The sequence below is a fragment of the Bacillus cereus group sp. N8 genome (assembly GCF_016483685.1).
Taxonomy (GTDB): domain Bacteria; phylum Bacillota; class Bacilli; order Bacillales; family Bacillaceae_G; genus Bacillus_A; species Bacillus_A proteolyticus.
Genome location: NZ_JAEHBK010000008.1, coordinates 52,419 through 69,261, shown reverse-complemented (window position 1 = coordinate 69,261; position 16,843 = coordinate 52,419). Strand labels below are relative to the sequence as shown.

The following is a 16,843-nucleotide window of genomic DNA, read 5'->3' as shown; positions in this document are numbered from 1 at the left end:
TAATCTCCTTTATATGTAATCTATACAATATTCATTATACACAAACTTAACAAATCCCTCTATTTTTCGACAAATATTAATTAAAATAAAGCTTTAATTATTGAATCCCCCCGTTCCCCACAGGCTATTAACTAAAAGGACTGCCTCTAATAGCAGTAATACTATTTGAAGCAGCCCTTTCTATTTACACTTTAAATCTTTCAATTAATACTTGTAACTCTTCAGCCATTTGAGATAGTGTACCCGCCGCAGAACTAATTTCTTCCATAGAAGCTAACTGCTCCTCAGCTGACGCCGCAACACCTTGTGTACTCGTCGCGTTATTTTGTGCTGTCATTGCAATTTGGCCAACTGAAATAGATACTTCATTTGCACCTTTTGACATTCCATTAGCCGTTTCAACCATCGTTTTAATTTGATCAGCAATTTCATTTGTAGATTGTAAAATCTCAGTGAAATTTTGTTTTGTTTCATTTGCAATAACAAGTCCAGATTGAACTTCTTCATTTACATTATTCATAGATTTTACTGTTTTACTCATATCATCTTGTATTTCACAAATTAATTTACTAATTTCACTCGATGATACGCTAGATTGTTCTGCTAATTTTCGTACTTCATCAGCAACAATTGCAAAGCCTCTTCCATGCTCGCCAGCTCTTGCAGCCTCAATTGCTGCATTTAATGCTAGCAGGTTGGTTTGATCTGCAATATTTTGAATTACTTCTAAAATATCACCAATTTGCTTTGATTTATTATTTAATAACTGAATAACTGCATCTGATTGCGAAACAGACGCCGCAATAGACTGCATTTGATTTACTGTTTTTCCTACTAGTTTTCCGCCATCTTCTGCTTTTTCACGTGCATGAGCAGAAGCAGTATTAATAGATGATGAACTATTTGCTACATGCTGAATCCCTTCTGTTACACCAAACAGTAACATAGCACCATTTTCTACGCTTGCTGTTTGCGTCGTTGCACCACTTGATATTTCATCCATTGCTGATGTAATTTGTTCAGTCGCTTCACTCGCTTGTCTCACACTTGCTGTTAACTCTTCAGATGCAGCTGCAACATGCCCTGCTGAAGTATTAATTCTTCCGATTAATGTACGTAGTGAATGAGTCATCTCATTAAAACCTTTCGCAAGTTGTCCAATTTCATCATTTGAATGTATTTGAATCATTTGAGTTAAGTCCCCTTCGCTTATTTCTTTAGAAGTGACAACTAATTGTTTTAAAGGTTTGGTAATAGAAAGTGTCACGAAATAAATAAGCACTCCACCTACAACTAATGAAATAAACATTACAATTAACATATTATAAAATACAGGTTGAGCAGCCTCAACTACTTCATTTGAGTACATCGTCCCAGAAATTTTCCAGCCTGTTTTTAAGTTTGTGGCAAATACCATTTTCTTGTCACTACCACTATAAGTGTATGAAAAAGTGCCATGGTTATCTTCGTATATTTTCTTTGCCCAAGAATCATCTGCCTTGTCACCTGGTTTTTCTTGAGGGTGAGCAATTATTTTTTTGTTCCCATCTAAAATGAAAGCATAGCCTTTTTTACCAATATTGATTAACTTTGTTGTTTTTAATAAATTATCTAAATTTAAATCTACTGCAACAACACCATTTTTATCTTCAGTTTGTTTTGCGATTGTTACGACAGTATGCCCATTTCCTTGTGCCTTATATGGTTCAGTGACAACAATTCCACCTTGCTTATTCACTGCATCTTTATACCAAGAACGCGCTGTTGGATCATAATCTGTTTCCATTTGTATTTTTGGTTCTTGTACAAATTTTTTATCGTTTCCGGCAACATACACTTGTTCTACATCTTTGTTCAAGCTAATATATTGAGATAATGTTTTTCTTAGTTCATCCTGTTTATCCCCTTGATACATATCAGTATGAATCACTCGTGCAAAATTATTTACATCGTTGAATTTCGCTTCAATCATTTGATTGATTAAATTATCCAATATTTTTATATTATCCTGAGCACTACTCATAATTTGTGATTCAAAATTCTTTTTAGCTGTTTGATACGACATGCCCCCAATAATAGAGACTGCCGCAATTAATATAACAAAAAATGAAATTAATAGCTTTTTTGCTACTTTCATATCTCTAAACCAACTTACTAGTTTACGCATTATAAACCTCCTGCATTTCAATATTAAGCTCTAAAGATTAAATGAGCTAATTTTGAATATATCCCATTCCTTAGTTACTATTTTTATAACTTGTTTTGATGAACACTTTGTAAAGTTTAAACAAATTAATTCCATTCGTCTATATATATGAATAATATTAATATAAAATTTACAAATACAAAAAACCAAAGGAACAAGCCTTTTGGTTTTTTATATTTTTTTATGTTGTTTAGAAATCTTTTTCCATCTATCTCGTTCCGCTCTTGCCAGAGTAATGTTTTGTTTTCTCATAACATATGCCAATTCTCTTTGCAGCTTTTTATAGCTTAGCAAGCGCTCTACAGGTATACTTCCGTTATCTATAGCACTTCGCACTGCACATCCTGGTTCACCGTCATGTTTACAATCTCGAAAGCGGCAAGTATGTGCAAGATCTTCAATATCAGAAAATGTAGTTTGGATTGCCCCGCTTCCTTCCCAAAGCTGAAGTTCTCTCATACCAGGAGTATCAATTACTAAACCACCACTTGGTAATTGGAATAATTCACGGTGAGTTGTCGTATGTCTCCCTTTACTATCTTCTTCACGTATATCTCCGGTTTTTGCTACAACTGTTCCTGTTAATGCATTTAACAAAGTAGATTTCCCTGCACCTGAAGATCCAACTAAGGCAATGGTTTTTCCTGGTGAAACAAATTGTTGCAATGATTCTATTCCGACGTACGCTAAGCTATCAACAACAAATACAGGAACACCGATTGCTACTGCTTCAGTTTCTGCAATTTTTTGTTCCACATCTTCACATAAACTACTCTTCGTTAAAACAATAATAGGCATTGCACCACTCTCATAAGCCAATAGCAAATAACGTTCCATCCTTCTTACGTTGAAATCATGGTTAAGAGCATTTACTAAAAAAAGATAATCCACATTCGTAGCTATAATCTGTTCCTCTGTTCGGTAGCCAGCCTCTTGTCTAGAAAAAGAGCTTCTCCTTGGAAAAATACGATGAATAATTGCCTTTCGCTCTCCTTCTATTTTCTTTATATACACCCAATCACCAACTGCCGGATAATCCCCTTTCGTTAACGCTTCATGACGAAACTTTCCAGACAGTTCCGCTACATATTCACCATCAGTACAAATAATCCGATATATATGCTTATGCTCAAGTAAAATACGTCCTACTTCATAGTTCTCTACAGCTTGTTCCTCAAAAAAAGAATCCCATCCGAACGATTCTAAAATATTTTGATCCAAATTGATATCCTCCCTAGTTTGAACTTAGTGGAAGGATTGTGCGCTCACTTATAGAGTATCGCCCTTTCCGTCCACCTTTGTATTTGGTTTATTATTCATATAAATTAATTTCGCCATAATACATCACCCCGTTCTAATTTTAATTACTCTCATTATATGGAATATCTTATTAAAAAGCTACCTTATTTAACGTAATTTTCAAACAACTTGTTTTTTAGCATTTTAATTTGGCCGCGATGACTAATTTCATCTTCTAGCACATGAAACCAAAGGTAGTGCTGATTATACGCTACGCCATTAGGCCACTTTCTTTCTGACATTAGCCATTCGTCATCCTGTTCACTCAAACACTTCAGTGTTTCTTCTCGCACTTTTTGCAAAAGTTGTACATAATACTGTATTTCATGACCACGAATCGTTCTCCCCGCTTCTCCTAAATACAGTGCATCTTCCCATACTTCTAATTCTTCTTTTGTGAAGTCACGATTTTGAAATGAAATAAGCTGATGGACTTTTTCTATAGCTGCTATATGCTTTAATAAAGCTCCAATTGAATTTCCACCACTTGGCATAATTAAATCTAATTGCTCAACTGATAGATTTTCTATTTCCTGTAATGTTACCGCCCTCGTATGCTCCAGCATACTTACTAATTCACCTATATTTTTTGTATAACCATCTACACTTCTTACTCGATAATCTATATTCATATCACGCACCCCTTTCTGCATTCATATTATTGTAAAAGTTGTTCATATAATAGACTGAAATATATCGAAATTTTCTGTTATAATTAAATTGAATAAGGAATATACCTAAACAAACTTTCTCAATATGCTTATATGAAATATTAAAAGGAATCAATATGAAAAAATCGAATCTTATTCACTAAAAGGAGTGGATTCGATGGAAATGTATCAATGGCTAACTGCTGTTCTAGTTGGTGGCATTACTGGCTTCGTTTCCCATCTGATCAATAACCAAGGCAAGTTATTGCTTCCACGCCGTTTAAAAACGTTTTTCCACTTTGGGTTTTTAACCGATATATTGACCGGTTGCCTAGCTGCACTTCTTGGACTCGTTTTATTCGATGTCACCACAATAAAAGAAATTATAAAAGTATCTATTGTAACTGCCATTTCAGGTCAAACATTTTTACTTCATCAAGCCTTAGGTGGTGAACAGGCTAAAAACACGCAAATTGGGAAAGCTGATGAGAAAATTCAAGAAATTGACAAACTATTACGACGTTAATCTATACTTTCTTTAAAAATTATTGTTATAATGAAAAATAAATATTTTCTATTGCGTCGTTTGTCAGAAGAAAGGGTGTTTCGTATGACAAAAAAGAAAATAGAAGATTTCTTAACAAACTCCGAAAAAGAGGAACTGCTAGAAAACTATAAATGTTTACGAGAAGCCCGCACAAAAAGCGAAGCTAACCATTTTGGTGAAGCAGTAGACCATCTATTAAATAAAGTAAAAAAGCGAATTATTAAAGATGCAGGCATACATGATGAAAATGCAGCAACTATTCAATCAAAACGAAAAGCACTGTTTTAGACTTATCCCTAAAACAGTGCTTTTCGTTTGCAACACTTTTATGATGCAAGTCCTTTTTTATTTTCTTCAGCAAGCTTTTCACTTTTTCTAAAAAAGAATAACGCAATAATATACAGTAGCGCTGTAAAACATCCTACTAAAACAAAACTATGAGACGTAGCAAATAATACTCCAGCTACTGCCGCTCCAATCATTTGGCCAATGTACATAGAAGCATTAGCAAGAGCAGCTCCTGTTCCTCTTGCTACACTAGACATGTTTTGTAAGCGTCCCATCATCAATACAAACAAAATTCCTGTCACAAAAAATAAAATAAAGAAGAATAATTCAACAAATATAATGTTATTTAAATGAGGAAGTATTACATATAGCACTGCTGTAAATATAATTCCACCATAAAAAGAAATGTTATAACCGATTTTGTTTACAATTCTAGGACCAAAAATATTACCGGTCAAATTTCCTAATCCCAATATAATCATAGCTGTTCCTACTTCATTAACCTGTAAACCGAATTGAACTGCAAGCCATACACCAAAGAATGAGAATGCTGCGAAATTACCAGTTTGAAAAATAAAATATGCAAAATAAGAGAGTGGAACCTTTGAATCTCTAAGTAATTGTTTATAACGCCGTAAGATTGATTGTTTATTATCCTCTGTTTGAACAGGCTTTATTTCTGGTATAAAAACACCAATAGAAATAACAAGTAATGCTGACAGGATGCCAATGACAAAGAATGGCGTTGTATAATGTATCGTTGCTAAATAGGCCCCAATTGGCAGTCCAAGAATTTGAGCGACTGATAATCCCGCTGTTGCAATCCCAATTGCTTTCACAATTTGCTTCTTCTCTATAAGTAGTGGAATAGATGCCCACACTTGCGGAGATACAAACGCTGCACTTACACCTGCTAAAAATCGAAAAATCAGCATCCATAAAAAACTAGGTGCAATTCCGCACAAAAACGTACTAATTGCGAAAAAAATCATACCTAGTATCATTACTTTTTTTCTGTTTAATCCATCTGATATAGGACCAGCGATAAGTACAAATCCAGCGTATCCTAAAGCATATGAGCTTACCATCCACCCTGACAACTCAGTTGAAACATGATACACCTGTTGTAATGTCGGCAAAAGTGGTGAAATTAAGAAAGTACCTGTACCGATCATAAACATTATCGTAAAGAATACAGCTAGCACTCTTTTCATTTAAACCTTCTCCTTTATATAAAAAGAGGGTACTATCCCTCTTTTCAACTAATCTTCTAATATAGATTCAATTTGTTTCATATCCTGTTCATTCAATAAAACGTCCACTGCTCTAACACTTTCTCTTATTTGCGCTGCTCGCTTCCCGCCAGGAATAACAGTATCAATTCCTTCTTTATTTAATAACCATGCTAACGCTAAGTGAGATACTTCAATATTATTTTCTTTAGCTAAGTCTTTTAACTTTTCCACTTTCTTAAAGTTACTCTTATATGTATTTTCTTCAAATAGATTTACACTTTGGCGCCAATCGCCTTCATTCAATTTCGAATCTTCTGTATATTTACCACCTAATATTCCGAAAGCAAGTGGTCCATACGGAATAAATGAAATACCTGCTTCAATACAATACGGCAATAATTCTTCCCCAGCAGTGCGATCTAACATATTGTAAGGCGCTTGTACAACATCTATATCTCCATATCGATTTGCTTTTTTTAATTGTTCTACACTTACATTTGAAATCCCAATTGAACGAATTTTCCCTTCTTCTTTTAAACGGGTAAGCCCTCCAATTGAATCTATGTAACTTGTTTCAGGGTTTGTAAAATGTAAATAATATAAATCAATATAATCTGTCTGTAATCTTCTTAAACTATTTTCCACAGCATTTCTTAAATAGCTTGGTTCATTATTAATATGAACCTCTCCATTTAATAGCGACTGTATTCCACCTTTTGTAGCAAGTACAAATTCGTGGCGTTTCTCTTTTATTACTTCTCCTACCAATTCCTCTGATCTACCGAAACCGTATGAATCCGCTGTATCAAAAAATGTAATACCTTGCTGAATAGCTTCTTCTATTAATCGCTTTCCTTCTTCCTCATTCACATCAGCGTATAAATTGTGTCCCCCTACTGCATTCGTTCCTAACCCCAACTTAGAAATATTTATTCCTGCCTTTTGCAATTTTGTATACTTCATTTTTTATCCCCCTATATTTCTATTGTTCGAATATAATCGAACGATAGAAATATACCACTTTGTATGTTATAGTGCAAATATCTTAACTTATACAAGCAGGTGAAAAAATGCGTACACTCTATCATCCGAACCGAGAGGAAATTCAATTCTCTTCAGTCTTATATGCACTTAGCGATCAAATCCGTTTACAAATTGTAAATATGTTACTTGAGAAAAATGAGCAATCTTGTGGTTCATTAAACATCCCTATCGCGAAATCAACTTTATCTCATCATTTCAAGGTTTTACGTGAATCAGGTGTTATGTACACACGCCTTGAAGGAACACAACGTTTCATTTCAATTCGTGAAGAAGATTTAAATACTAGATTCCCTGGTTTATTAGATGTTGTAATACATGCGACAGAACCATACTAAAAAAACATCTCATATAAATATGAGATGTTTTTTAGTAATTACTATTCTTTTAATAAATCTATTAATCCATTCCCTTCAGATGTACGTTCATATCCTAAAGGTACAGTCCTTTTTATAAGTTGCGCGTATATTTCCGGCTCTGATAATTTTCTACCGTACTCTCTCTCACACTGCTTAATGAGAAGTGCTAACGCCCCAGCAACATGCGGCGTCGCCATTGAAGTACCACTTAATACTGCATATTTCCCCTCTGGATACGTAGACAGTATTTCATCACCCGGCGCTACTAAATCAATTTCTTGATTTGAATTACTAAAGCATGAAATTTTCCGCTCTAAATTAACAGCACCTACTTCGATTACTTCAGAATAAGCACCTGGAAAATCTAATTCTTCCGTATCATCGTTACAATCCCCATCATTTCCAGCAGCACATACGACAAGTACGTCTTGTTTTACCGCATTTTGAATAGCTTCATGTAACTCTGGTACATCTTGTGGACCCCCAAGTGACATTGAAATAATTCTCACTTTCTCTTTATTCGGTCCTCTCCAATTTACAGCATAATGAATGGCCTCAATAATTTGCTCATAACTTCCAGAACCGTCTCCTGCTAATACTTTTAACACTAACATTTTAGCAAGTGGTGCGACTCCTAAAACACCGACACCATTTTCAGTCGCTACAATCGTCCCCGCTACATGAGTACCATGCCCATTATTATCAAGATAAACTTTAGGATCTCCTTCATAATCTTTCGTGAAATTTCTACCACCAATAATACGATCTTTTAAATCCACATGATTTATATCACAACCTGTATCTAAAACGGCAACGACAATGTCTTTCCCTTTCGCGCTCTTTTCCCATACTTGCGGAGCATGAATCAGTTGTACACCTGGTGGAATTTCATTTACTTGTTCAACCACCTTATTGACAGTAAACGGAATTAATTGTATACCTTTTTGTTTATTCGCTGTACTACTATTCATCGTAATCCCTCCTGAAAATGTATTATTTTCATTTCAGACCACCATTGAATACGTTTAAATTTAATATTCGTTTTATTCGTCCCATTTCCCTTCCTCTCAAATATTTCTCAATAAACAAAAGAAAAGGACCCATTAAATGGTCCTTTTCTTTTTCAGTTTTTCAATAGAATAATATAAAGTGAAACTATAATCAGTGGGGGGGTTCATCCCCCACTGATTATTAGCCCTCACCAATCGGGCGTTTACAGGCAGCAGGGCTTCCACCTAACTTCTTTGCTTCAGCCGAGTTTTGAGGTGGGAGTTTTATTGCCCACAAATAGCGGGATAAATTAAGACTAAATCTCACTCTTTTTCAAAAACTGCTCAATTTCTTTTATTACATGTTTTGCGCCTTCTATACTAACAGTAATGTTTCCATTTGCTAATGAAATATTTTGATCTGAAACATCACCTGTTATTTGACAAGCATTGTAAGGTTGATATTTTTGTAAAATAACTTTGTCCTCTTCTACAAAAATTTCAAGTGGTGATTTGATTTGTATTCCTAATACATCTCGTAATTCTTTAGGAATAACTATCCGTCCCAATTCATCTACTTTTCGAATAATTCCTGTTGCTTTCATGTTACTCCCCCCCTTACTCTCTATTATTTTTTTCACCTCGCTATTTTCATTTTATCACTATATATTTGGTAATGCCTTACTCTTTTTAGAAAATATAGTACAAAAGTTAAAAAAACACATTTAACGAATATTCAATCTTTCTTTCAATTGTTTTAAATAACGAGCTCGTATAATGACGAAATACAAAACTTGAATACTTACAAAAATACTTAATACAATCGTATTCTCTTTAAACAGTGAGTACTCAAACATTTGTCCTAACGCAGTTAATGCTACTGCCCCATGTAATGTTGCAACTCCAACTGGAACGAAGAATAAAAGCGCTAAGCGGATTGTGACTACTTTCGATAATTCGCCTCTCGTCAATCCAACTTTTCGAATCATTTCAAATAAACGAGTATCGTCCTCCAAATCAGAAAATAAGCGGAAGTAAAGGAAGCTTCCTGCACAAACAAAAAATACAATACCTATAAAGAAACCTACAAATAAAATGGGTCCTGCAATTTGTAAACTTTGATTTTGATCGTACTCTTCTGCACTAAACGTTGCATGTTCTTGATAAGACTTAATCTGATGTGTAAGCTCTTTACCAACCTCAATTTCATCTTTCGTTCCTTTTGTTTTATACATATAATCTTTTTCTTCTTTAAATCCATCTTGTAATGAATCATATTGATTATTAGAGATTACATAAACATTACCTCTTAATATTTTACTCAATGAAGACGAAGTAACTTTTTTCACTTTTAACTGTTCATTCACATTAGGTAAAGCGATTTCTTTTCTTTCTTTCATCGGTGGTCCAGGTATTTCAACTGACAAAAATAAAGCCTCTTTATTTGATACAGTATTAAATGGTTCTCCTATTAATTTTGCATATTCCTTATAATCCGATTCTTTTATAAAAGTAGCGCTTCTTAACGACTGCTCCTCCGTTTTTTTCGTAGAAACATTTATTTTTGAAGCTTCTATATTATATTTCTTTAATCCTTTGTCAATCATTTGTATATGCTGTATTTCGCTAGTATTTTCTTTCTTAGAGTGGTAATGAAACGCAATTGGTCTGTCCATAATTTCTTTCGTCATTGATGCAAATCCAACCAATGTACCTATTGCTGAAAATGCTACTGTTGAAATAATCGTTACAATAAAGAACATTCTTGCGTTATCTCTCATACGGTACGCTAAATCTGACAAAGTAATAATATTTGTTTGTGTCCAATAGAAACGTTTACTTTTTTTACATAATCGAATAATAAAGACGCTCAACTGCTTGTACAGCAAATACGTACCGATAGTGACTACCGTTGTAACAGGAATCATCATAATAAATACCATTGCACCATGTGACATAAGAGCGCCTACATACCCAACACTAAGCAATACTACTGCTAATATAGAAGAAATAATTGATGCTTTCGGTTCTGGCTTCGCCTCTGCTGATCCTCTAAACAACTTCATAATTTTATTTTTACGAACCATACCGGCACTAAATAAGGAAATGATAATAAATAATATGAAAAATATAATACTCGTTACAACTATCGCTTTCATCGGTATGTAATAGGATAAGGAAATATCTAGTTTTAATATTATTGGGGCTACAAAAATTAGTACTCCTGAAAACAGCATACCTGAAAGAATCCCGAAAATAATTGCCCCTATTCCAATCATGATATTTTCAAAGAAGATAAGACGCTTTAATTGATATTTCGTCATTCCAAGCATCATTAATATCCCTAGCTCACGTTTTCTCGTTTTTAAAAACATTCCCATAGAATATAAAATGAAGAAAAATGTAAACAAGTAAATAATAGACTGTGCAAAAGACATACTTACGAATACGTACCGTCCTAATTGTCCAGCACTTAATGCCGGATGAAACGCAAAAAATGAATACACAAAAAAGGCCATAATAGCAAATGCACTACTCAAAAAATATGCTGAATATGTTCGTCTATTTCGCGTTACATTTCGAAATGCAAGTTCTCTAATGTTCATACTACTTCTCCGCCCTTCTACTAACTTTGCTTTTTTATATTAGTAAAATTCGGAAATACCTTCCATCGATTCAAATGACAAAAACCTTACAGTTTTGAAAGGTTTAAAAAAATTGCTTATACAAAACAGTTTATTTATAATAACTTCATTCATATTCATACACGCATCCTATTGTATATTCGTTAGTTTTGCGAAATAATAAAGGATAGAAGTATGTACCAATATACATATAAATTTATTTACCGCTTTAATACGAATAGGAGGAAACATAATGACATTACAAGAACAGATTATGAAAGCATTACATGTTCAGCCTGTAATTGATCCGAAAGCAGAAATCCGTAAACGTGTTGATTTCTTAAAAGATTATGTGAAAAAAACAGGTGCGAAAGGATTTGTACTTGGAATTAGTGGTGGACAAGACTCTACATTAGCTGGACGTTTAGCTCAGCTTGCAGTTGAGGAAATTCGTAATGAAGGTGGGAACGCAACGTTTATCGCTGTACGCCTTCCTTATAAAGTGCAAAAAGATGAAGATGATGCACAATTAGCATTACAATTTATTCAAGCCGATCAATCTGTTGCATTTGATATCGCTTCAACTGTTGATTCCTTCTCAAATCAATATGAAAACTTATTAGGTGAATCATTAACAGATTTCAATAAAGGAAACGTAAAAGCACGCATTCGCATGGTTACACAATACGCAATCGGCGGACAACAAGGACTACTTGTTATCGGAACAGATCACGCTGCAGAAGCTGTAACAGGATTCTTTACAAAATTCGGAGATGGTGGTGCAGACCTATTACCATTAACGGGATTAACGAAACGCCAAGGACGCGCTCTATTACAAGAGCTAAATGCGGACGAGCGACTTTACTTAAAAATGCCAACAGCTGATTTATTAGATGAAAAACCAGGTCAAGCTGATGAAACAGAGTTAGGTATTACGTATGATCAACTAGATGACTATTTAGAAGGTAAAGCAGTTCCAGCTGACGTTGCTGAAAAGATTGAGAAGCGTTACACAGTAAGTGAACATAAGAGACAAGTTCCAGCATCAATGTTTGATGATTGGTGGAAATAGAACATAAAAAAGAAGCTAATCTCTTTTAGCTTCTTTTTTTATGTTAGCGATATACTCCTACTCTTTTCTCCAATAAATCTTGCAAGCAATCTTCATGTTGTTTACAAAATAACGGAGGCATTTTATCTAACGGGAAAAACTTCAAATCCAACGTTTCATCACCGTCTACTTTTTTCTCTCCTCCGGTAATTGAGCATGAAAAAACTATCACAATTGACTGGGCTCTGTCTCCATTTGGATATGTTTGAAAATATTTTGTATACACCCCGATAAGCTCATTTATTTCTACATCATAACCTGTTTCTTCTTTTATTTCTCGAATCGCAGTTTCTGCGGCAGATTCTCCGATTTCCATTGCACCGCCCGGAAATCCCCAAGCGTTAAAATCACCTCTTTTTTGCAGTAATACTTCTCCATGTTCATTCAACACACAACCACCTGCAAAGTTTAAGAAAACGCAGTCGTGCCCTACCTTTTCACGTAATTCTTTTATATAATTAGCCATGCTCTTCCCCTTTTCATACATCTTCTATCGCTGTTTTGCAATGATATTCTAATAAACAAAGTAAATGATATGAAAAACAAAACGATAAGCCCGATTACTAAACAATTATATATCAATGTAAATATATTATTTTCGAACAAATTCATTCAGCTTTCACATCCTCTATTTCCAATTATTTTATCACACAATTCAAAACAGTCAATATAATGATTATAAAACGCAAAAAGAGCACCTTTTAAAGATGCTCTTTTTCATTAATACGTAAATGTAATTGTCGCTAACGAATAACCTGTCATTGCACTATATGGCGCAACTTGATAAGATACACGCTTTGCACCTTTTGGCCAAGTTATTTCATCTAGTACTTTCTTTATATCTTGCATTGTTCCATCCATTGACTGCTTATATCGTACTTCTACTTTTTCTGGCTTGGAAGCAAATTGTTGCTGTAATTTTTTCTTAAACTCATTGTAATTTTCCGCTCCGTATTGTGCAGACAAGTACTTTAAATTTGTTTCTTTTAACATTTGTTCATATGCAGCAGTTTTTGAACTACCAGCTTTTATTTTGTTTGTTAATTCACCAAAGTAACTTGTAGTTGCTGCTGGATATTTGCTACGATCCCATTCGTGATCTTTACTTAACTGCTCGTCTGACATATTAAAATATGAATATGTCACACGCCCAGCTTTATCCGGAACTGGATCATCGAATGTAGTATCGAGGTGGTACCACTTGTTATCAATGTTCACTAAATTCCATGCGTGAGCTTGTCCATTCCCTGTACCTGTTACAATATGATTTTGAATACCAGCTTCTTTTAGTAACTCATATGTTAACAATGTATACCCTTGGCAAACGGCAGAACGATTCGCTAACGCTTCATATGCTGTATACGCTTGATACGACGTATCATAAGATACATGTTTTACAACGTAATCATGAATAGCTTTTACTTTTTCATGTGCATCCATCCCCGGTTTTACAATTGAGCTTATAATCGATTTCACCTGGGATTTTACATATTGTGTTTGTTCTTTTGATTCACGGTATTTCACTTGCAGAGTAAATGTATAGTTCCCGGGCAGTCCTTTAATAGAATACTTAGTAGACGCTACATTATATTTTACATACTCATCAGCATCTACAATTTTATTAAACTCGCCATACAATTGATCCATAATATTTCTAGCATTTCTATCTTTTGTTTTATATGTGATTGTAATATTTTCTTCTCGATTATCAATCTGTTTTTTTAATTCTTTTCTGAAATCATTTAACAACTTTGCATCTGATTGTGCTGTCGCTACAGTTGAATTCGTAGCTGCATATGATACAGATGACGCTTGTAAGCCTCCCACTACTATAGTAGAACAAAGCAGCGCAGCTGTCATATACTTACTTGTCTTTCCCATTTCGTCACTCCTTACATTCTATAACTATACGAAAAAGTATCGTATAGTTTCAGAGTATACAATACTTTTTCGTATAGGTCATATGAGATTATGCATATTTAACATTGTAAAAAGGTTGTTCTTTTTACAAGAACAACCTTTTTCATTAACAAGTTTGCAATACGCAGCATGCATTTTCAAAACGTCGATTTTTTAAGTCTTCATTTCCAATACAGAAATAAAGCATCCCTAAATCTCCCCACATCATATTACAATTTTTAGTATCTGAATCAATTTGGAATAAAAGCGTCATTTGCTGCGGATCTATGTTCATATATTGTCCAGTCTCGTACAATACCTCATCTTGTACAGAGAATGGCTCACCAAACATTTGATGGTTATCGTAGTTGTCTGGAATTAGCTCTTCAAGTAATTGCAAGAAACGATCTGAATCAGCCTCATCTTCAATGAAAAGCTCTGGCAATTTATACGTTAATTCAAATGAAATTGCACATTGGTTAAATTCCCCCTGAACTTCATCTACTCTTCGTAAATGCTCTACAGGGATATCATAATAAAGTACACGCCCGGCCTTGTTTGGATTTACATCTTCTTCAAAATAATTTTCAATACTAAAGAAATATAACATTCCTGTCTTAGGAAGATTGTGCTCCATACCAACATTTTGTAAATCATTTAAATTAAATTGAGCGATAAACTGTAACGGATTTCCTTTATATGTTGGATATTCAAATGAATCCGGTAAATCAGGAACTCCCCCCATTTTCGAACTACCTATCGCAATCATTTCTTGTTGCTTTGGCACAACTTTTACACAAGGAAATACAGTATTAATAAGTTCCTCTTTTAAATGTGACAGTCCATATTTATCAATTAATACTTCAATTTTTTTATCCATAAATTCTCCTTACATTTACATACTTATTTGTATCATAGCACAAAGATTATACTCCATTTATCGTAAAATCAACAAGCCTTCAAAAAAACGGGCTCATCCTTCATACGCGAACAAGTTTTAAAAAGCATAGTATACATTGTTCCTACAAACACGATAGTTCATTATTTCTTCCAGTACATTTTCCCCTCGTTCATTTTTATTTTTAATTTAAGGAGGAATTCCACATGGGTTACGGATATAGTTGCGGTGGCTACGGCGGTGGTTACGGTTACGGCGGTAGTTGCGGTGGTTGTGGTTATGGAGGTTTCGCTTTATTAATCGTTTTATTTATCCTTCTAATCATCATCGGAGCTAGCTGTTGGGGCGGCGGATTCGGCTGCTAGTAAACTTAAAAACTATTGTAAAAAAGCACGTACAATACGTGCTTTTTTGCCATTTTCAAATCTTTTATTCGAAAGGAAGTATGATTGATGAAGATTGATGGTGTTTTTGAAGGAGGCGGTGTACGCGGAATTGCGCATGTAGGGGCAATTTGCGCGTTAGCTGAAAAAGGCTATGAATGGGAGCGTGTAGCTGGAACATCAGCTGGTTCAATTATCGCAGCGCTCCTAGCAGCAGGATACTCTTGTTCAGAGTTAAAAACGATAATAACTGATATTGATTATAATAAATTTACGAAGAAAACCTTTATTGACAGACTCCCGTTTATCGGTAAAGGATTAAGCGCATGGACTACTCTTGGTATTTACTCTAATATTTTTATAGAAGAATGGATTGAAGAATTACTTCGAAAAAAAGGAGTTCACTTATTTACAGATTTACCTGATTTAAATAAGCTTAAAATTATCGCTTCTGATATAAGTAATGGTAAAATGGTTGTCTTCCCCGATGATTTGCCGAACTATGGATTTTTAAATTATCGCTTCTCTATTGCTAAAGCTGTAAGAATGAGTAGTACAATCCCCTTCTTCTTTGAACCCGTGAAATGGAGAACCCCAAAATGGAAGCAACCTTGTTATATGGTTGATGGAGGGATTTTAAGCAATTACCCAATTTGGATTTTCGACTCACCTACCTCTCCTCGCTGGCCGACTTTTGGGTTTCATTTTGTAAAAGATGCGATCCAAGCTGATCCTGCCCACTATAACGAACCTATCTCCATGTTCAAAGGACTATTTAAAACTATGATGCAAGCCCATGATTTACGTCATTTAGACAAGGAATCTAAAGCAAGAACGATTACAATTCCAACGGGATCCATTACAAGTACAAACTTTGAGTTAACAAAGGAAGAAAAAGAGTGGCTTTACAATTCTGGCTATAACGCTGCAAATAAGTTTGTACAATCTTGGAACTTCAGACAATATATTGATGAATATAGAAACGGAAATCAGGACCGAAAAACAAATCGGTATTTCCGGCAACTTGACTCATAATACTATTATTTTTCATATGAGAACACTTAACGCTTTCAAAAAATAAGCCTAGTAATATCATATATTACTAGGCTTATTTACTTCTTGTATAATTATTATACGTTGCTTAAGGGTAAGTTAACCCTTCAGCTTCCTCAGCAGTAATAACTGTGTATCGATTTCCCGTTCGTAATCCTAACAATTCTGCTTTTTCAATTGCATCCTGCTTCGTCTCCGCATAAGCGGCTAAATATTTATCCCCATCGATAATTTGGCAAATTACATATTGTTTCATTATTT

The 16,843-nt window shown here is 34.4% G+C and carries 18 protein-coding genes and 1 pseudogene; 6 read left to right on the top strand and 13 right to left on the bottom strand.

Going from position 1 to position 16,843, the window contains the following annotated elements:
- Positions 1-184: 184 nt before the first annotated feature.
- The 3 genes from JDS80_RS14280 to JDS80_RS14270 all read right to left on the bottom strand — a co-directional run bounded on the left by JDS80_RS14280 (position 185) and on the right by JDS80_RS14270 (position 4,137).
- Positions 185-2,167, bottom strand: a complete 1,983-nt coding sequence (locus tag JDS80_RS14280; RefSeq protein ID WP_098888947.1) for a methyl-accepting chemotaxis protein — start codon at positions 2,165-2,167, stop codon at positions 185-187.
- A 210-nt stretch (positions 2,168-2,377) separates the two neighbouring features.
- A complete protein-coding gene (gene rsgA, locus JDS80_RS14275) occupies positions 2,378-3,427 on the bottom strand; it encodes a ribosome small subunit-dependent GTPase A (protein WP_071745629.1) in 1,050 nt (349 codons plus the stop codon).
- Between the two features lie 182 nt (positions 3,428-3,609).
- Positions 3,610-4,137 carry a DinB family protein gene (locus JDS80_RS14270; RefSeq protein ID WP_071769949.1) on the bottom strand — a complete coding sequence of 176 codons (528 nt, stop codon included), beginning with the start codon at positions 4,135-4,137 and terminating at the stop codon, positions 3,610-3,612.
- Between the two features lie 196 nt (positions 4,138-4,333).
- On the opposite strand from JDS80_RS14270, the gene JDS80_RS14265 reads away from it, so the two are divergent.
- Together JDS80_RS14265 and JDS80_RS14260 are read left to right on the top strand one after the other, a co-directional pair.
- Positions 4,334-4,681 carry a DUF4257 domain-containing protein gene (locus tag JDS80_RS14265; protein WP_070141977.1) on the top strand — a complete coding sequence of 116 codons (348 nt, stop codon included), beginning with the start codon at positions 4,334-4,336 and terminating at the stop codon, positions 4,679-4,681.
- 84 nt (positions 4,682-4,765) lie between these two features.
- A complete protein-coding gene (locus tag JDS80_RS14260) occupies positions 4,766-4,990 on the top strand; it encodes a hypothetical protein (RefSeq protein ID WP_071745631.1) in 225 nt (74 codons plus the stop codon).
- Between the two features lie 38 nt (positions 4,991-5,028).
- Here JDS80_RS14260 and JDS80_RS14255 read toward each other — a convergent pair whose 3' ends face one another.
- A complete protein-coding gene (locus JDS80_RS14255) occupies positions 5,029-6,204 on the bottom strand; it encodes an MFS transporter (protein ID WP_199638967.1) in 1,176 nt (391 codons plus the stop codon).
- 48 nt (positions 6,205-6,252) lie between these two features.
- Complete coding sequence (locus JDS80_RS14250; protein ID WP_199638965.1) at positions 6,253-7,188, bottom strand: aldo/keto reductase; 936 nt, start codon at positions 7,186-7,188, stop codon at positions 6,253-6,255.
- Between the two features lie 107 nt (positions 7,189-7,295).
- Between JDS80_RS14250 and JDS80_RS14245 the strand changes: the two genes are divergently transcribed.
- Positions 7,296-7,604 carry an ArsR/SmtB family transcription factor gene (locus JDS80_RS14245; RefSeq protein WP_071769951.1) on the top strand — a complete coding sequence of 103 codons (309 nt, stop codon included), beginning with the start codon at positions 7,296-7,298 and terminating at the stop codon, positions 7,602-7,604.
- Positions 7,605-7,645: 41 nt separating this feature from the next.
- Here JDS80_RS14245 and JDS80_RS14240 read toward each other — a convergent pair whose 3' ends face one another.
- The 3 genes from JDS80_RS14240 to JDS80_RS14230 form a co-directional block, all read right to left on the bottom strand.
- Positions 7,646-8,596, bottom strand: a complete 951-nt coding sequence (locus JDS80_RS14240) for a serine protease (protein ID WP_071769952.1) — start codon at positions 8,594-8,596, stop codon at positions 7,646-7,648.
- A 335-nt stretch (positions 8,597-8,931) separates the two neighbouring features.
- The gene (locus JDS80_RS14235; protein WP_000648281.1) at positions 8,932-9,219 is read right to left on the bottom strand and encodes an AbrB/MazE/SpoVT family DNA-binding domain-containing protein; all 288 of its coding nucleotides are present in this window, start codon (positions 9,217-9,219) and stop codon (positions 8,932-8,934) included.
- A gap of 120 nt (positions 9,220-9,339) precedes the next feature.
- Positions 9,340-11,220 carry an FtsX-like permease family protein gene (locus JDS80_RS14230; RefSeq protein WP_098888952.1) on the bottom strand — a complete coding sequence of 627 codons (1,881 nt, stop codon included), beginning with the start codon at positions 11,218-11,220 and terminating at the stop codon, positions 9,340-9,342.
- Between the two features lie 271 nt (positions 11,221-11,491).
- Between JDS80_RS14230 and nadE the strand changes: the two genes are divergently transcribed.
- The gene (gene nadE, locus JDS80_RS14225) at positions 11,492-12,310 is read left to right on the top strand and encodes an ammonia-dependent NAD(+) synthetase (protein ID WP_071745637.1); all 819 of its coding nucleotides are present in this window, start codon (positions 11,492-11,494) and stop codon (positions 12,308-12,310) included.
- A gap of 43 nt (positions 12,311-12,353) precedes the next feature.
- Here the strand turns inward: nadE and JDS80_RS14220 are convergent, their stop codons facing one another.
- From JDS80_RS14220 to JDS80_RS14205, 4 genes and pseudogenes are all read right to left on the bottom strand, one after another.
- Positions 12,354-12,815, bottom strand: coding sequence for an NUDIX hydrolase (locus JDS80_RS14220; protein ID WP_071745638.1), 462 nt, complete (start codon positions 12,813-12,815; stop codon positions 12,354-12,356).
- Between the two features lie 29 nt (positions 12,816-12,844).
- Positions 12,845-12,961 (bottom strand): annotated as a pseudogene (locus tag JDS80_RS14215) (DUF4083 family protein); the annotation flags it as partial.
- Between the two features lie 108 nt (positions 12,962-13,069).
- Positions 13,070-14,230 carry a transglutaminase domain-containing protein gene (locus tag JDS80_RS14210; protein ID WP_098888954.1) on the bottom strand — a complete coding sequence of 387 codons (1,161 nt, stop codon included), beginning with the start codon at positions 14,228-14,230 and terminating at the stop codon, positions 13,070-13,072.
- Between the two features lie 145 nt (positions 14,231-14,375).
- Positions 14,376-15,128, bottom strand: a complete 753-nt coding sequence (locus tag JDS80_RS14205; protein WP_098888955.1) for a YwqG family protein — start codon at positions 15,126-15,128, stop codon at positions 14,376-14,378.
- Between the two features lie 224 nt (positions 15,129-15,352).
- Here JDS80_RS14205 and JDS80_RS14200 point away from each other — a divergent pair, with 224 nt between their 5' ends.
- Both JDS80_RS14200 and JDS80_RS14195 read left to right on the top strand, forming a co-directional pair.
- Complete coding sequence (locus JDS80_RS14200; protein WP_002118476.1) at positions 15,353-15,511, top strand: YjcZ family sporulation protein; 159 nt, start codon at positions 15,353-15,355, stop codon at positions 15,509-15,511.
- Between the two features lie 87 nt (positions 15,512-15,598).
- The gene (locus JDS80_RS14195) at positions 15,599-16,564 is read left to right on the top strand and encodes a patatin-like phospholipase family protein (protein WP_071745642.1); all 966 of its coding nucleotides are present in this window, start codon (positions 15,599-15,601) and stop codon (positions 16,562-16,564) included.
- Between the two features lie 106 nt (positions 16,565-16,670).
- Here the strand turns inward: JDS80_RS14195 and JDS80_RS14190 are convergent, their stop codons facing one another.
- Positions 16,671-16,838 carry a DUF3933 family protein gene (locus JDS80_RS14190; RefSeq protein ID WP_000816371.1) on the bottom strand — a complete coding sequence of 56 codons (168 nt, stop codon included), beginning with the start codon at positions 16,836-16,838 and terminating at the stop codon, positions 16,671-16,673.
- Between the last annotated feature and the right edge of the window lie 5 nt (positions 16,839-16,843).

Bases quoted from the DNA above. Each gene is read 5' to 3' on its own strand.
- JDS80_RS14280 (WP_098888947.1), bottom strand. From the start codon at position 2,167: ATGCGTAAACTAGTAAGTTGGTTTAGAGATATGAAAGTAGCAAAAAAG.
- JDS80_RS14195 (WP_071745642.1), top strand. From the start codon at position 15,599: ATGAAGATTGATGGTGTTTTTGAAGGAGGCGGTGTACGCGGAATTGCG.
- JDS80_RS14205 (WP_098888955.1), bottom strand. From the start codon at position 15,128: ATGGATAAAAAAATTGAAGTATTAATTGATAAATATGGACTGTCACAT.
- JDS80_RS14230 (WP_098888952.1), bottom strand. From the start codon at position 11,220: ATGAACATTAGAGAACTTGCATTTCGAAATGTAACGCGAAATAGACGA.
- JDS80_RS14245 (WP_071769951.1), top strand. From the start codon at position 7,296: ATGCGTACACTCTATCATCCGAACCGAGAGGAAATTCAATTCTCTTCA.
- JDS80_RS14240 (WP_071769952.1), bottom strand. From the start codon at position 8,596: ATGAATAGTAGTACAGCGAATAAACAAAAAGGTATACAATTAATTCCG.
- JDS80_RS14190 (WP_000816371.1), bottom strand. From the start codon at position 16,838: ATGAAACAATATGTAATTTGCCAAATTATCGATGGGGATAAATATTTA.
- JDS80_RS14265 (WP_070141977.1), top strand. From the start codon at position 4,334: ATGGAAATGTATCAATGGCTAACTGCTGTTCTAGTTGGTGGCATTACT.
- nadE (WP_071745637.1), top strand. From the start codon at position 11,492: ATGACATTACAAGAACAGATTATGAAAGCATTACATGTTCAGCCTGTA.
- JDS80_RS14220 (WP_071745638.1), bottom strand. From the start codon at position 12,815: ATGGCTAATTATATAAAAGAATTACGTGAAAAGGTAGGGCACGACTGC.
- JDS80_RS14200 (WP_002118476.1), top strand. From the start codon at position 15,353: ATGGGTTACGGATATAGTTGCGGTGGCTACGGCGGTGGTTACGGTTAC.
- JDS80_RS14255 (WP_199638967.1), bottom strand. From the start codon at position 6,204: ATGAAAAGAGTGCTAGCTGTATTCTTTACGATAATGTTTATGATCGGT.
- JDS80_RS14250 (WP_199638965.1), bottom strand. From the start codon at position 7,188: ATGAAGTATACAAAATTGCAAAAGGCAGGAATAAATATTTCTAAGTTG.
- JDS80_RS14260 (WP_071745631.1), top strand. From the start codon at position 4,766: ATGACAAAAAAGAAAATAGAAGATTTCTTAACAAACTCCGAAAAAGAG.
- JDS80_RS14270 (WP_071769949.1), bottom strand. From the start codon at position 4,137: ATGAATATAGATTATCGAGTAAGAAGTGTAGATGGTTATACAAAAAAT.
- JDS80_RS14210 (WP_098888954.1), bottom strand. From the start codon at position 14,230: ATGGGAAAGACAAGTAAGTATATGACAGCTGCGCTGCTTTGTTCTACT.
- JDS80_RS14235 (WP_000648281.1), bottom strand. From the start codon at position 9,219: ATGAAAGCAACAGGAATTATTCGAAAAGTAGATGAATTGGGACGGATA.